This is a genomic window from Noviherbaspirillum sp. L7-7A (assembly GCF_019052805.1).
Classification (GTDB): domain Bacteria; phylum Pseudomonadota; class Gammaproteobacteria; order Burkholderiales; family Burkholderiaceae_D; genus Noviherbaspirillum_A.
Map to the genome: position 1 here is coordinate 2454499 of NZ_JAHQRJ010000001.1, position 13650 is coordinate 2468148.

The window sequence follows — 13650 nt, forward strand, 5'->3', positions numbered from 1 at the left end:
AGCCTCCCCGATTACGATAAACTCCTGATTTTTCATGATTTCGGATCCTGTTCATGGGCGCAAAACGCATCCTTTCGACCCTGGCAATCGGCGCGCTGCTGGCCGCCGGCCTGCCCGCGCATGCGCTGGAACGGCTGTTCCCGCCCAACATCAAGCGCGGCACGATGTCCAATGTCGACTTCCCCAGCGTCAGCGTCAACGGCAGCCAGCGCAAGCTCGCGCCGGGCGCATGGATCAGGAACGAAAACAACATGATTGATATGCCGGTAACGCTGCGCGGCCGCGAGTTCACCGTGAACTACACCGAAAACCCGCAGGGCGACATCGACCGGGTCTGGATCCTGACTCCGGCCGAAGCCAGCGCGCCGCTGCCCAAACAGTCTCAGCAATAACATTCCATGCAAAAGAAAGTATTCATCAAGACCTTCGGCTGCCAGATGAACGAGTACGACTCGGACAAGATGGCCGATGTGCTCAATGCCGCCGACGGCTATGTCAAGACCGACACGCCGGACGATGCCGATATCATCCTCTTCAACACCTGCTCCGTGCGTGAAAAAGCGCAGGAAAAAGTGTTTTCCGACCTCGGCCGGGTGCGCGAGCTCAAGCGGGCCAACCCCAATCTCGTGATCGGCGTGGGCGGCTGCGTGGCCTCGCAGGAAGGCGAGGCCATCATCAAGCGCGCGCCCTATGTCGACCTGGTGTTCGGCCCGCAGACCCTGCACCGCCTGCCCGACATGCTGCACAAGCGGCGCGACAGCGGCCGCTCGCAGGTCGACATCAGCTTCCCGGAAATCGAGAAGTTCGACCACCTGCCGCCGGCGCGGGTGGAAGGCCCGACCGCCTTCGTCTCCATCATGGAAGGCTGCAGCAAGTACTGCAGCTATTGCGTGGTGCCCTATACCCGCGGCGAGGAAGTGTCGCGCCGCTTCGACGACGTGCTGGCCGAAGTGGCCGGCCTGGAAGCCCAGGGCGTGAAGGAAATCACCCTGCTCGGCCAGAACGTCAATGCCTATCGCGGCGAAATGGCCGACGGCGAGATCGCCGATTTTGCGCTCCTGATCGAATACATCGCCGAGCTCGACGGCATCGAGCGCATCCGCTACGTCACCAGCCACCCCAAGGAATTCACCCAGCGCCTGATCGACGCCTATGCCCGCGTGCCCAAGCTGGTCAACCATCTCTACCTGCCGGCCCAGCATGGCGCGGACAAGATCCTGGCGGCAATGAAGCGCGGCTATACCGCGCTGGAATACAAGTCCATCATCCGCCGCCTGCGCGAAGTGCGGCCCGACATTGCGATCTCCTCCGACTTCATCGTCGGCTTTCCGGGCGAGACCGATGCCGACTTCGAGGCCATGATGAAGCTGATCAACGACATCGGCTACGACAACAGCTTTTCCTTCATCTTCAGCCCGCGCCCCGGCACGCCGGCCGCCAACCTGGCCGACGACACGCCGCATGAGGTCAAGCTGGCGCGCCTGCAGCGCCTGCAGGCGGCGATTGCCGACAACACCAGGCGCTACAGCGACCGCATGGCGGGCAGCGTGCAGCGCATCCTGGTCGAGGGCCCTTCCAAGAAGGACCCGCAGCAGCTGCAGGGACGCACGGAAAACAACCGGGTTGTCAATTTTGAAGGCAATGCGGAACTGATCGGCCAGATGATCGATCTTCGTATTACCGAATCCTTTGCCTATTCGCTGCGCGGCGAATTGATCGCAGATTGATACCGACTGAAACCCTTTCTTACAGACAAGAAGCAAGCTCCTGATTTGAAAAACAAACCACTGCAACCCATGCATTTCGAGCCCCAGCCGGTGGACAACAACCGGCTGGCCCACCTGTGCGGCCCGATGGATGAAAACCTGCGGCAGATCTCCGCGGCGCTCGACGTGACGCTGTTCCGGCGCGGCGAGAAATTCATCGTCTCCGGCGCCAATGCCGAACGCGCGGTCGACATCCTGCAAAAATTCTATGCCGTGGCCGACCGGCCGGTGTCGGTCGAAGACGTGCAGCTGGCCCTGGTGGAACAGCGCGCCACGCTGGCCCAGGCCGTGGAAAAGCCCGCGATCCTGGCGAAGAAGGCAGATGTCGAGGAACCCCCGCCGGTGGAAATGCCGGTGCTGAAAACCCGGCGCAACGACCTGCGCGGCCGCACGCCGCACCAGAACCATTACCTGAAGGCCATCCTGGAGCATGACGTCACCTTCGGCATCGGCCCGGCCGGCACCGGCAAGACCTACCTCGCGGTGGCCTGCGCGGTGGATGCGCTGGAGCGCGACGCGGTCAAGCGCATCGTGCTGACGCGCCCGGCGGTGGAAGCAGGCGAGCGCCTGGGCTTCCTGCCCGGCGACCTGGCGCAGAAGGTCGACCCCTACCTGCGCCCGCTGTACGACGCGCTGTACGACCTGATGGGCTTCGACCGGGTGCAGAAGATGTTCGAGAAGCAGGCCATCGAGATCGCGCCGCTGGCCTACATGCGCGGCCGCACGCTGAACCATGCCTTCATCATCCTGGACGAGGCGCAGAACACCACGCCCGAGCAGATGAAGATGTTCCTGACCCGCATCGGCTTTGGCAGCAAGTCGGTGGTGACCGGCGACGTGACCCAGATCGACCTGCAGCGCAACCAGAAATCCGGCCTGATCGACGCGATGAATGTGCTGAAGGACGTGCGCGGCATTGCCTTCACCCACTTCACCAGCGCCGACGTGGTGCGACATCCGCTGGTGGCGCGCATCGTGGATGCCTATGAATCGGCCAGCGAAGTCAGCGCGGCCACTGCCAGCTTCAAAGATGCCCTCAAAAAATAAGCTGACGCTGTCCCTGCAGTTTGCCGATCCGCGCGCCCGCGCGCACCTGAACCGCTCCGACGTGCGGCGCTGGACGCAGGCCGCGCTGTTCGCGCCGGCCGACCTGACCATCCGCTTCGTCGACGCCGAGGAAGGCCGCACCCTGAACCGCGACTACCGCGGCAAGGACTACGCCACCAATGTGCTGACCTTCGCCTATACCGAGGATGAAAGCGCGCCGGTCACCGAGGCCGACATCATTCTCTGCACCGACGTGCTGGAACGGGAAGCGGCCGAACAGGGCCTTGAAATCGGCGCCCATGCGGCCCATCTGATCGTCCACGGCGTGCTGCATGCCCAGGGCTATGACCATGAGGACGACGTGGAAGCGGCCGAAATGGAAGCCCTGGAAACCGAGATCCTCGCCACGCTGGGCATCGCCAACCCCTATGCCGAACGCTGAGCCCTGGCCTGTCATAACGCAAGGCCGGCCCCGGTTTTTGTGACCTTCCTGCCAACTGTTGTATCCTATCTCCCTTTAAAACGACGGCATTACGCCACTATGCAAGACTATCCCAGTAGCGTTAAGAATCCTGACGCCAAGCCCCACCGGTCACTGCTGGAACGCCTGACCGCCCTGATTTCCCCCGAACCGGAAAACCGCGCAGAACTGCTGGAAATTCTGCACGACGCCCACGAGCGCAACCTGATCGACGCCGATGCGCTGTCGATGATCGAAGGCGTGTTCCAGGTGTCCGACCTATCCGCCCGCGACATCATGGTGCCGCGCTCCCAGGTCGACATGGTCGACATCAGCAAGCCGATCGAGGAATGGATGCCGCTGGTGCTGGAAACCGCGCATTCCCGCTTCCCCGCCGTGGATGGCGAGCGCGACAAGGTGATCGGCATCCTGCTGGCCAAGGACCTGCTGCGCTATTACGCGGAAGAATCGTTCGACGTGCGCGGCATGCTGCGGCCGGCGGTGTTCATTCCCGAATCGAAGCGGCTGAACGTGCTGCTGCGCGACTTCCGCGCCAACCGCAACCACATGGCCGTGGTGGTCGATGAATACGGCGGCGTGGCCGGCCTGATCACCATCGAGGACGTGCTGGAGCAGATCGTCGGCGACATCGAGGATGAATACGACTTCGACGAGGAAGAGGACAATATCCTCGCGCTGAAGGACGGCCCCCTGGGCCCGCGCTGGCGGGTCAAGGCGCTGACCGAAATCGAGCAGTTCAATGACGGCATCGGCACCCATTTCAATGACGACGGCGTCGACACCATCGGCGGCCTGGTAGCCGGACACCTGGGCCGCATGCCGCGCAAGGGCGAAACCTTCGACCTGGCCGGGCTGCGCTTCGAGGTATTGCGGGCAGACGCCCGCCAGGTCCATGTGCTGCTGGTGGAAAAGCTTCCGCCCGCCCTGCCTGCCCAGGACGAAGACAATCTCTGAACCGAACCGGCCTGAAGCCGCCTGTCCCGGCGCCCCGCCCTGCAAGGCGCGGCGGGGCCGGGATGCCTGACATCAACCAATAACAAGACGCGGATGCCTTCCGATTCCCTTTCCCCCGCACTCTCACGCTGGGCGCCGCTGTGGGCGCTGCTGGCCGGCGCCCTTGCCGTCTTTTCCTTTGCGCCGCTGTCATGGTGGCCGCTGCAGATCGTCAGCCTGGCGCTGCTGCTGTGGCTGTCGGTCGGCCAGAACCGCCCGCGCCGCAGCGCCCTGATCGGCTGGTGCTTCAGCCTGGGCTGGATGGTGGCCGGCACCTACTGGCTCTACATCAGCATGCATGACTACGGCGGCATGCCGGCGCCAATCGCGGCCGCCGCCGTGCTGCTGCTCTCAGCCGCGATGGCGCTGTATGCGGCCATCGCGATGGCTACCGGCACCTGGCTGCGGCTGCGCTGCGCGCTGTCGCCGGCCACTACCCTGCTGCTGGTCTATCCGCCGCTGTGGGCGCTGGGCGAATGGCTGCGCAACTGGGTTGCCACCGGCTTTCCGTGGATCGTTTCCGGCTATGCCCATGTGAACAGCCCGCTGGCCGGCTATGCGCCGGTGCTGGGCGTCTACGGCCTGGGCTGGCTGGCAGTGCTGCTGGCGGCTTGCCTGGTGCTGGCCTTCGGCCCGCGCCGCAAGCTGGCGCTGGCGCTGGGCGTGGCGGTGATGGCGCTGGGCCTGGCGCTGAACCAGCTGGCCTGGACCGAGAACAATGGCGGGCCGATCTCGGTGCGCCTGCTGCAGGGCAATGTGCCGCAGGAGATGAAGTTCAATCCGGAGCGCACCAATGAGACCCTGGCGCTGTACCACGAGATGCTGACCGAAGCGCGCGCCGACCTGATCGCCACGCCCGAGACCGCGCTGCCGCTGATGGCGCATGCGCTGCCGCCGGATTACCTGGAACTGCTGTCGTCCTTTGCGCGTCAGTCGAAAAGTAATTTGCTGGTCGGCGTCCCGGTGAGCGACCGTCCGGGCGCCTATGCCAACAGCCTGCTGGGCTTCAGTGCCGCCGGCGCGCCGCAGCCCTACCGCTACGACAAGCACCACCTGGTGCCGTTCGGCGAATTCATTCCGCCGGGGTTCCGCTGGTTCGTCGAACTGATGAACATTCCGCTGGGCGATTTCACACGCGGCGCGGCAGTGCAGGCGCCGTTCGAGGCGGCCGGCCAGTGGATCCTGCCCAACATCTGCTATGAAGACCTGTTTGGCGAAGAGATCGCCGACCAGATCGCCGCCAGCTATTTTTCCGGCCGGCCGCAGGCGACGATGATGCTCAATGTGTCCAACATCGCCTGGTTCGGCGACTCGATCGCGCTGCCGCAGCACCTGCAGATCTCGCAGATGCGCGCACTGGAAATGCGCCGGCCGATGCTGCGCGCCACGAACACCGGCGCCACTGCCGTGGTCGATGCGCGCGGCCGGGTGCAGGCGCAACTGGCGCCTTTCACCTTCGGCGTGCTGAGCGCGCAGGTGCAGGGCATGCGCGGCTGGACGCCCTATATCCTGTTCGGCAACACGCTGGTGCTGACCGCGGCGCTTCTGGTGCTGGGCGGTGTCTGGTATGGGGCGAGGCGGCACGCAAGGGAGCCGGTGATGCCGCTTGCGTGAAACTGCGGGCTTCGGAATGGTGCCTCACAGGGCAGCGTGGACCGGTCCGGATGAGACCGGCTCTGTAGGGTGCAATCCCCGAAGGGCATTGCACCGCACTTGGCACGCGAAGAGGCATGCCGGTTGCGCTTGACCAGGCGGCCTTTGCTGCTGGTTTTGAAATTCCGTTTGGTCGCGCCGTGACGGCCAGATCTGCAGCGGATTACTGTCGCGCCTGTTTGCCAAGGATGCGGCGGAATGCCCCTTCGGGGTATTCCGCCCTACGCCTGGCATCACGCGCGGAAGGTGCAATGCCGGCGGCGTGAAAGCGCCGGCTTTTCAATGCAACGAAACCGCAGCGGCCAGGCCGCCACGACGGTTACAGATCAAGAGTTCTCGAACTTGATGTTCTGCTTCTTGACCACCGATTTCGCCTTCTCCAGCTCGTACTTGATCTCGGCGGCATGCTGGGCCGGCGTGTTGGCGGCCGATTCGGCGCCGTTCTGCTTGAGCTTGTCACGCACGTCCGGCAAGGCCAGGACCTTGTTGGCCGCGGCGTTCAGGCGGGTGATGATGGCTTCCGGCGTCTTGGCCGGCGCCACCAGGCCATACCATGCCGGGTCATTGACTTCCTTCAAGCCCAGCTCGGCAAAGGTCGGCACGTTCGGCAAGGCTTCCAGCCGCTTGGGCGCGGCCACCGCGATCGGACGGATCTTGCCGCTCTGGATATGGCCCATCGACGAAGGCAGGTTGTCGAACATCATTTCAACCTGGCCGCCGAGCAGGTCGATCAGCGCCGGACCCGAGCCGCGATACGGCATGTGGGTGATGAAGGTGCCGGTCGAGATCTTGAACTGCTCGCCCATCATGTGCAGGACGCTGCACACGCCGGAAGACGCGTAGTTGAATTTGCCCGGATTCTTTTTTACAAGGTCGATGAACTGCTTGTAGTCCTGCGCCGGAAACTTGTTGGTCACGGTCAGCACGTTGGGCGTACGCGCCAGATTGGATACCGGCGCGAAGCTGGTGACGGGGTCGTATTGCAGGTTCGGATTACAGGCGGCATTGACCGCATGGGTGGAAATCGTGGAGATGCCCAGGGTGTAGCCATCCGGCGCGGCGCGGGCCACTGCGGTGGCGCCCAGCGCGCCGCCGGCACCGGCGCGGTTTTCCACCACCACGGTCTGGCCCAGCTCCCTGGTCAGCTTGTCGGCAACGATGCGGGCCACGATGTCGGTGGTGCCACCCGGAGCGAATGGCACGATCAGGGTCACTGGCTTGTTGGGGTAGGTGCTATCGGCATGGGCGCTGGCAGCGAAAGCGATGGCGCAGGCAAGTACAAGTTTCAAAGGTTTCATGACAGGTCTTTCCGCGAGTGGCAATCATTTAACAAAACGGACGCCATTCTAAGCCAAGCCGGAATAAATCCCTATCCGAAAACCACAAGCGTTTCTCGATTTGCAAGCCGACGCAGGCAAACGACGGCTTGCAATGCTGAAACGGTTCAGCGCCCGTTCCTGGCCGATGCGGTAATGCAATCTACGCCCAGCAAATTGGCAGGAAGGGAGACCCCGCAACCCGCAACCTGCACTGTTGCGCCATCTGTCGAAAGCACACGCTGCGGCCCCGTAGGCTGCATGGGATTGAGCAAGTTATCGCGGGACGTCAGGTCGCGCGGTTGATCGATCTCCAGTGTGCCGCTGGCATAGCTGATCGCATAATTCTGGCTCTGCAGACCCGCCGGCGTAATGCAGTAACTGCCCGGCAGCAGCGCGCCTTGCGCATTGCCGCCGTAGCCAAGCTGACCACCGAGCACTTCGGTAGTCTCGCCGCCTGCGAAGCCGGCAATGACAACGCCGTTGCCGCCCGTGTAAGGCGCGGCGTCGAAGGTCTTGCGATCGCCGTTGGCGGTGACGGTCAGCGGTGCCGGTAAAATGGTGCTGCTCATATTGGGCGAAAATCTGAGCAGATAATTGTTGCCGTCATTGCCGTCATTGACGGTGATGCCGCTGACATTCACCGCCTTGTTGCCAATGCCGGCATTGCGGTTTGCGAAGGCAAATGTGCCGCCGTTGAGGGTGTCGCCGGCATACAGCCTGCCCTCGACAATCGCGGCGGCCGCGCCGGGTGCGTTGACCGTGCCGTCATAGGTCTTGGCTACATTGCCGGTGCTTACCGTGAGTACGGCTGGATTGATCTTGCTGGTGGTGTTGGGCGCATAGCTCACCTGGTAGTTCTTGCCGCCATTGCCGTCATCGACTGTCACGCCGCTCACGGTGACCGTCTTGTTGCCGGTGACGACATTGCGGTCGGTGAAGGCGAACAGCCCGTTGTCCGCAAATTTGTCGCCAAACAGCGCGCCGCTCGACACGATAGGCTTGGCAGCAGCGTCCAGCGTGCCGTCGTAGGTCTTAACGACATTGTCGACACTGATGGTAAGCGGTGCCGGAAGGATCTGGCTTTTCGTGCTTAGCACATAGGAGAGGTTGTAATTCTGGCCGTTATTGCCGTCAGAAATGTCAATGGGACCGATATTGAGTTGCTTGTAGTTCTTGCTGTCGGCGTTCTTGTCGGCAAAGGTAACACGCCCTGTGCTTAGACTGTCCGTTGAAAGAAGCCCTTCGTAAACTACGCTGGCGCCGTCCGCTGAGTTGGTGCCGTCATAGGTTTTGGTGACATCGCTAACCTTGACTGTCAACAGCGCACGATTGATGATGTTGCCGTCCTTTGCCTTATACGTCACGTCATAGTTCTTACCGCCATTGCCATCGTTAATAGTCACACCGCTGACGATGACGGTTCTATCAGCCTGGACCTCGCGACCCCTGATTTCACTAGCGTTCCAGTTGTTGAACGCAAAGGTGCCGCCGCTATAGGTGTCTTCCTGGCCATTGACTTTAAATAGCTGGCCGCTGGAAATCGAGATGACAGGATTCGACTCCGTCGGCACAGCCAGAGTGCCGTCGTACGTTTTGCTCACCGTGTCTCGCAGGGTGAATGTCACCGGGGCGGGAGTGATCGTAAGATTCCCGCCTTTGATGTCATATCCCTGCTGCGTCGAAGACGGAGAATAGGTGCCCGCATTCCTGCCGGTGGCTGCGGTGAAGGGAAGACTGGGCGCATCTAGCCGCAGTCCGAACTGGGTTGCGCCGTTATACGTCACATTAGACGTCAAGTTACCATCTGGCAACGTCAGGTCCAGGTCCTGCATGAAATTGCGCAGCAGAGGCATGCTCACGCCCTCATAGATCCGCCATACCGCGTTGCTGCCGCCAGCCGTGCTGATGGGTCCATCCATTAAACGTCTCGGCCGTCATCAGTTCCTTGCCGGTCCTGCCAACGCCAAAATCAGAATCCCCTTTAGCACTAATACCAGTACCACCATTGGCAATGGCGTCGGTGTTCCAATAGCTGGAGACTATGTTCTCCTTTGCTTCTGCAAAACCGACCAAGCCGCCGATTGCTGAGGGATTGCTGCCAGTGACATTCAACGGTCCGCTTGCATAACTGTTGGCCACCTGTGAGCCTTTCTGCATGAAACCGATCAGACCTCCTACATGTACCGGATTGTTGCCAGGGATGTTTACGGCGCCACGGGCATAACTGTCTATTACCTTTGTCTTTTCCTGCGCGTAACCAATCAAGCCGCCTATTTGAACCGCTTCATCGCCGACTGCATTCACCGAGCCGGTGGCATAACTGTTCTGAATGGTGCCATTCTCCAGCGATAAAATTCCGGTTAAGCCACCTACCGTACTATGGCCTGTTACCTTCCCGACCGCGTAGCTTTTGCTGATCGTGCCGCCATTCTCTCCGACCAAGCCACCGACCCTCACCATTTCGGCCGCATTAACCTCTCCTTCGGCATAGCTGTTACTGACTGTGCTCCTGATATTCACACCCAGCAGTCCGCCGAACCATTGCAGAGGATTGTTTCGCTGTTTGATCGCCGTTACCGTGCCACTAGCGGAGCTGTTGTCTATCAACGCACCATTTTCCATATACCCGACCAAACCACCGACGCCCTGGGTGCCCGTTACATTAGCCGCTGATGAGGAACGATCTATCTTGGCTGTAGGCTGTCCTGAATCCAGATTCAAGTGTTGACCGACCAGACCACCTATGTAGTAACCGTCGCTATCGCCGCTTCCAACCGCGCCCGTAATCTTGCCAGTGGAAGACGCATTACTTATGCTGCCATTGTTCACACCGACCAGAATGTCCGCATTCTGACGTGCTGTAACGTCTGCATCGACCAGTTTGATATTGCGAATATTGGCAGTGGCAGTGGCTGAGCCGAACAATCCGACGCCGCTATCCGAAGGCCGGTTGATGTACAGGTTGGTAATAGCATGTCCGAGACCTTCCAGAGTGCCTGAAAAATTTTGTATCGGCCTGAAACCGTTTGCCTCATCCGCTCCAGAAGCCCTGCTCCAGTTCCGGGTGGCTTCTGCAGGGATGTCTATACCTAATACATAATTACCGGTACTTGAAAGGCCTTGCAGGGTATTGGTATTGCTCGAATCGGTTGCGCGACCAATTGTTGTGATGACCGTATACAACTTTAGCTCACCATTGAGACCCTGCTTTGTAGTGAACGTCGCGGTGTTGGCAAGGTTTATCTTGGCGTTATTGAAGAAATGCGTTCCTACGCCCCCAGAAGTCTGGCCAGTCCACAGACTGATGCCCCCTTCGCCGGAGGCTTCCATATCGGCATTGATATAGATGTCACGGTGAGCCTTAAGCGCAAGCTTGCCTGCTCCACTCCATTTAACTTCGGCATTGACAAAAATATCACCGCCCGCTCCTGAAGATGGCTGGGTTGCGAGTTCCATCGATAGGGCCTGGTCCAGGTTGGCCTTCAATGTCTCATTGCCTATGGATGAGCTTGTTCGTTCAGCACCGCCTTTGGTAATTGTAAAATCCTCGGGATCAATCAGCCAGCTGCCATTGACGCCTTCCCGGGCCCGGGCATGGACCCGCGCACCATCCAGTATCTTCACTCGTGCTGCGCTGGTCTCCACCGCGCCGCCATTGCCCGACACCGGCGCCGACACATCGATCTGGCCATTCATCGTCAGCTGGCCACGCTGCATGTCGCCTATCAGCCTGACTTGGCCGCTGACCGCGTTCAGCGTCTGCGCCTCGATCACGCCGTCATGATTGACCAGTGCCGCACCGATGTTTTCCGCTGCCTTTGCCTCAAGGTTGACCTTGCCGCCGTTGGCGCTGATGCGGCCGGTCTCGCGGTTGTCGACCAGCGCATCCAGGCTGCCATTGTTGATTGTCACGGACATCAGGCCGCTGTCGCCCAGCTGGAGGGTGACCTTGTCGCCGGCTGACATCCATGCATTGCCCTGTTGCGCCGATATGCTGCCCTCGTTGATGACCTGCGGTGCAATCAGCGCGACATAGCCGCCCGGCTTGGCAGTCAGGCTGCCCTGGTTCGTGATGCTGCCGGCGGCGCCGGCATTCTCAAGCAACAGTTGCTGCCCGCCCTGCATGAAGCTGGCATTGTCCATGTTAAGTGTCGATGCCATCAGCCCTTGCGCATTGACGGTGGCGCCTGCGCCGAACAGCACGCCGTTCGGGTTGAGAATAAATACCTGGCCGTTGGCGCTCAAGCTGCCGGACAACTCGCTGACGCCCGTTCCGACGACACGATTAAGCGCAATGGCGGAGGCGCCAGGTTGCTTGAATACAATCGATTCACCAGCCTTGCTTGAAAAGCTGTTCCAGTTGATTGCCAGTCTGGCGTCGTTTTGGGTGATGGTGGTTGTGGCGCCGCTTTGCGTGATGTTGCCGCTGCCGCCGACGATGCTTCCTCCCCCAGGCGCTCCATAGGCGCCGGGCGCTGCAATCAGGCCAAGCAGCGTCAGAGTTCCGGCAAAGCGGTAGCAGCTGCCAGAAGACGCACCATAAGAGGTCTGAACAGCCGTGGCGCCAATTCGGGTGGTCTTGTCCGTGTCAGTAAGCTCAGGCGTGGATTGAAGATGGGAATTTTTCAACTGACTCTCCGTGTAGGTTTGGACTAAACACCAACCGTCAACTCTTATTGGTTATTGGAAATTTGTACGAAAAATCACCATGCAGATTGAACAGCTAGCCTAGTACCAGGAACTGAAAAACGCTTTTTAGACTTGGATATTTATCTATCGAATGCTCAATTGGTGAAAGACCGGAACTAGTAGTTCCATGCAGGAAAAACCAACACAGATTTTTCGTTCGACGCACAACCTGTCGTTAATGGCACGCTGCAGATGGATCGCATCACCCAGCCCCGCGCAGCATTAAGCTGGCGCAAGGCCGCAACCAACCATCGTGGGATAAGACAGAAGGTAGTAGGCGCAGCATCGGCGATGCCACGGCGGCCGTTCCCAAACTGTCGGTAAGCTCCTACACAAGAATCGGAGAAACACGGGTATTGAAAATTTTGCATTTCAGAGATGATGGGATACGCAAAATTTGCAAAACCGATTACGACGGGAGAATCCCATGAACAATGGACTGAACGTATGCGGTGCAGTACTGGGCGTGCCTGACATAGAAAACCAAAACGTCACCCCATTCCAGGCGCAGAACGATGAGCAGGACTGCATGCGCCATGCCGCTGCGTCCGATGCCATGATGCGCTGCGGCGAACTGTACGGCAGTTCCGATTCCATGCAGCATTTGTACAAGTTGATTACCAAGGTCGCGCCCACGCGCGCCAATGTGCTGATCTCCGGGGAAAGCGGCACTGGCAAGGAACTGGTGGCCAGCGAGATCCACCGGCTCAGCAGGGAAAGTGAGAAGCCCTTCGTCGCATTGAACTGCGGCGCCATTTCTCCGCAACTGATAGAGGCCGAACTGTTCGGCCATGAACGCGGCAGCTTTACCGGTGCAGTTCGCATGCATAAGGGCTGTTTCGAGCGTGCCGCCGGCGGCACCCTGTTTCTCGACGAGCTGACGGAAATGTCGATGGAGATGCAGGTCAAGCTGCTGCGGGTGCTGGAAACCGGCCGCTTTTCCCGCGTGGGCGCCGACGATGAAATCCAGGTCAAGGTGAGGGTGATCGCCGCCACCAACCGCGACCCGCAGCAAGCGGTCGACAATGGCATTCTGCGCAGCGACCTGTTCTACCGGCTCTCGGTATTCCCGATTTCGGTGCCGACGCTGCGCGAGCGCGAGCAGGACATCGAGTTGCTGGCCAAGGTGTTTCTGGCAAGGCTTAACGAGGAGGATGGCACCCGCAAGGTGTTCTCCAAGTCGTCGCGCCGTTTCATGAATGAATACCACTGGCCGGGCAATGTGCGCGAACTGAAGAATATGGTGCATCGGGCCTTCATCCTGGCGGACCAGGATGTGGACCTGGCAACGGCCATCGGCGCAACCAAGCCGGTGGTGTCGGGCGTGGAAAGCGATTGCGTCACCTTCCCGCTGGGCAGCCGGCTGGCCGATGCCGAACAGCGCCTGATCTTTGCCACGCTGGGTTATTGCGGCGGCAACAAGACGCAGACGGCGGAGGTGCTGGGCGTGAGCCTGAAGACGCTTTACAACCGGCTCAATGAATACCAGTCCAAGGTGTTTACGGGCGAGCCCGAAGTGCAGGGCCGTGGCATGGGCGTGAATGTGAATTCCGGCGTCTGAAAACTTTTCAAGGCAGCCACTGTATTGTTTTCAAGTTGGCATGGAACATTTACAGAGACATAACAGAATTTACGTAACTCGTTGATTCCTAAAGGAGGTAAGAGCTGGCCCACAGATTGCTAGATCGTTCATGACCAAGGT

At 60.3% G+C, this 13650-nt stretch carries 10 protein-coding genes; 7 read left to right on the forward strand and 3 right to left on the reverse strand.

Going from position 1 to position 13650, the window contains the following annotated elements; translation table 11 throughout:
• Positions 1 to 53 precede the first annotated feature (53 nt).
• The 6 genes from KTQ42_RS11095 (at position 54) to lnt (ending at position 5901) form a co-directional block, all read left to right on the forward strand.
• Entirely contained in the window at positions 54 to 392 is a 339-nt protein-coding gene (locus KTQ42_RS11095) for a hypothetical protein (protein WP_217345552.1), read from the forward strand.
• 6 nt (positions 393 to 398) lie between these two features.
• Positions 399 to 1727 carry a tRNA (N6-isopentenyl adenosine(37)-C2)-methylthiotransferase MiaB gene (gene miaB / locus KTQ42_RS11100; protein WP_217345553.1) on the forward strand — a complete coding sequence of 443 codons (1329 nt, stop codon included), beginning with the start codon at positions 399 to 401 and terminating at the stop codon, positions 1725 to 1727.
• Positions 1728 to 1772: 45 nt separating this feature from the next.
• Complete coding sequence (locus KTQ42_RS11105) at positions 1773 to 2813, forward strand: PhoH family protein (protein ID WP_217345554.1); 1041 nt, start codon at positions 1773 to 1775, stop codon at positions 2811 to 2813.
• On the forward strand, positions 2797 to 3255 hold the full coding sequence (ybeY, locus tag KTQ42_RS11110; RefSeq protein ID WP_217345555.1) for an rRNA maturation RNase YbeY: 459 nt from the start codon (positions 2797 to 2799) through the stop codon (positions 3253 to 3255). The genes KTQ42_RS11105 and ybeY overlap by 17 nt, the downstream gene beginning before the upstream one ends.
• A 99-nt stretch (positions 3256 to 3354) precedes the next feature.
• The gene (locus tag KTQ42_RS11115) at positions 3355 to 4248 is read left to right on the forward strand and encodes a transporter associated domain-containing protein (protein ID WP_217345556.1); all 894 of its coding nucleotides are present in this window, start codon (positions 3355 to 3357) and stop codon (positions 4246 to 4248) included.
• Between the two features lie 93 nt (positions 4249 to 4341).
• The gene (gene lnt, locus KTQ42_RS11120) at positions 4342 to 5901 is read left to right on the forward strand and encodes an apolipoprotein N-acyltransferase (RefSeq protein ID WP_217345557.1); all 1560 of its coding nucleotides are present in this window, start codon (positions 4342 to 4344) and stop codon (positions 5899 to 5901) included.
• Positions 5902 to 6266: 365 nt separating this feature from the next.
• Here the strand turns inward: lnt and KTQ42_RS11125 are convergent, their stop codons facing one another.
• The 3 genes from KTQ42_RS11125 to KTQ42_RS11135 all read right to left on the reverse strand — a co-directional run bounded on the left by KTQ42_RS11125 (position 6267) and on the right by KTQ42_RS11135 (position 11888).
• Positions 6267 to 7238: a tripartite tricarboxylate transporter substrate binding protein BugE gene (locus KTQ42_RS11125; protein ID WP_217345558.1), complete on the reverse strand. Its 972-nt coding sequence runs from the start codon at positions 7236 to 7238 to the stop codon at positions 6267 to 6269.
• A 146-nt stretch (positions 7239 to 7384) separates the two neighbouring features.
• Entirely contained in the window at positions 7385 to 9178 is a 1794-nt protein-coding gene (locus tag KTQ42_RS11130; protein ID WP_217345559.1) for a YDG domain-containing protein, read from the reverse strand.
• A complete protein-coding gene (locus tag KTQ42_RS11135; RefSeq protein ID WP_217345560.1) occupies positions 9123 to 11888 on the reverse strand; it encodes a GLUG motif-containing protein in 2766 nt (921 codons plus the stop codon). Before KTQ42_RS11135 ends, KTQ42_RS11130 begins: the two co-directional genes overlap by 56 nt.
• Positions 11889 to 12375: 487 nt before the next feature.
• Between KTQ42_RS11135 and KTQ42_RS11140 the strand changes: the two genes are divergently transcribed.
• Positions 12376 to 13509 carry a sigma-54 dependent transcriptional regulator gene (locus KTQ42_RS11140; RefSeq protein ID WP_217345561.1) on the forward strand — a complete coding sequence of 378 codons (1134 nt, stop codon included), beginning with the start codon at positions 12376 to 12378 and terminating at the stop codon, positions 13507 to 13509.
• Positions 13510 to 13650 lie beyond the last annotated feature (141 nt).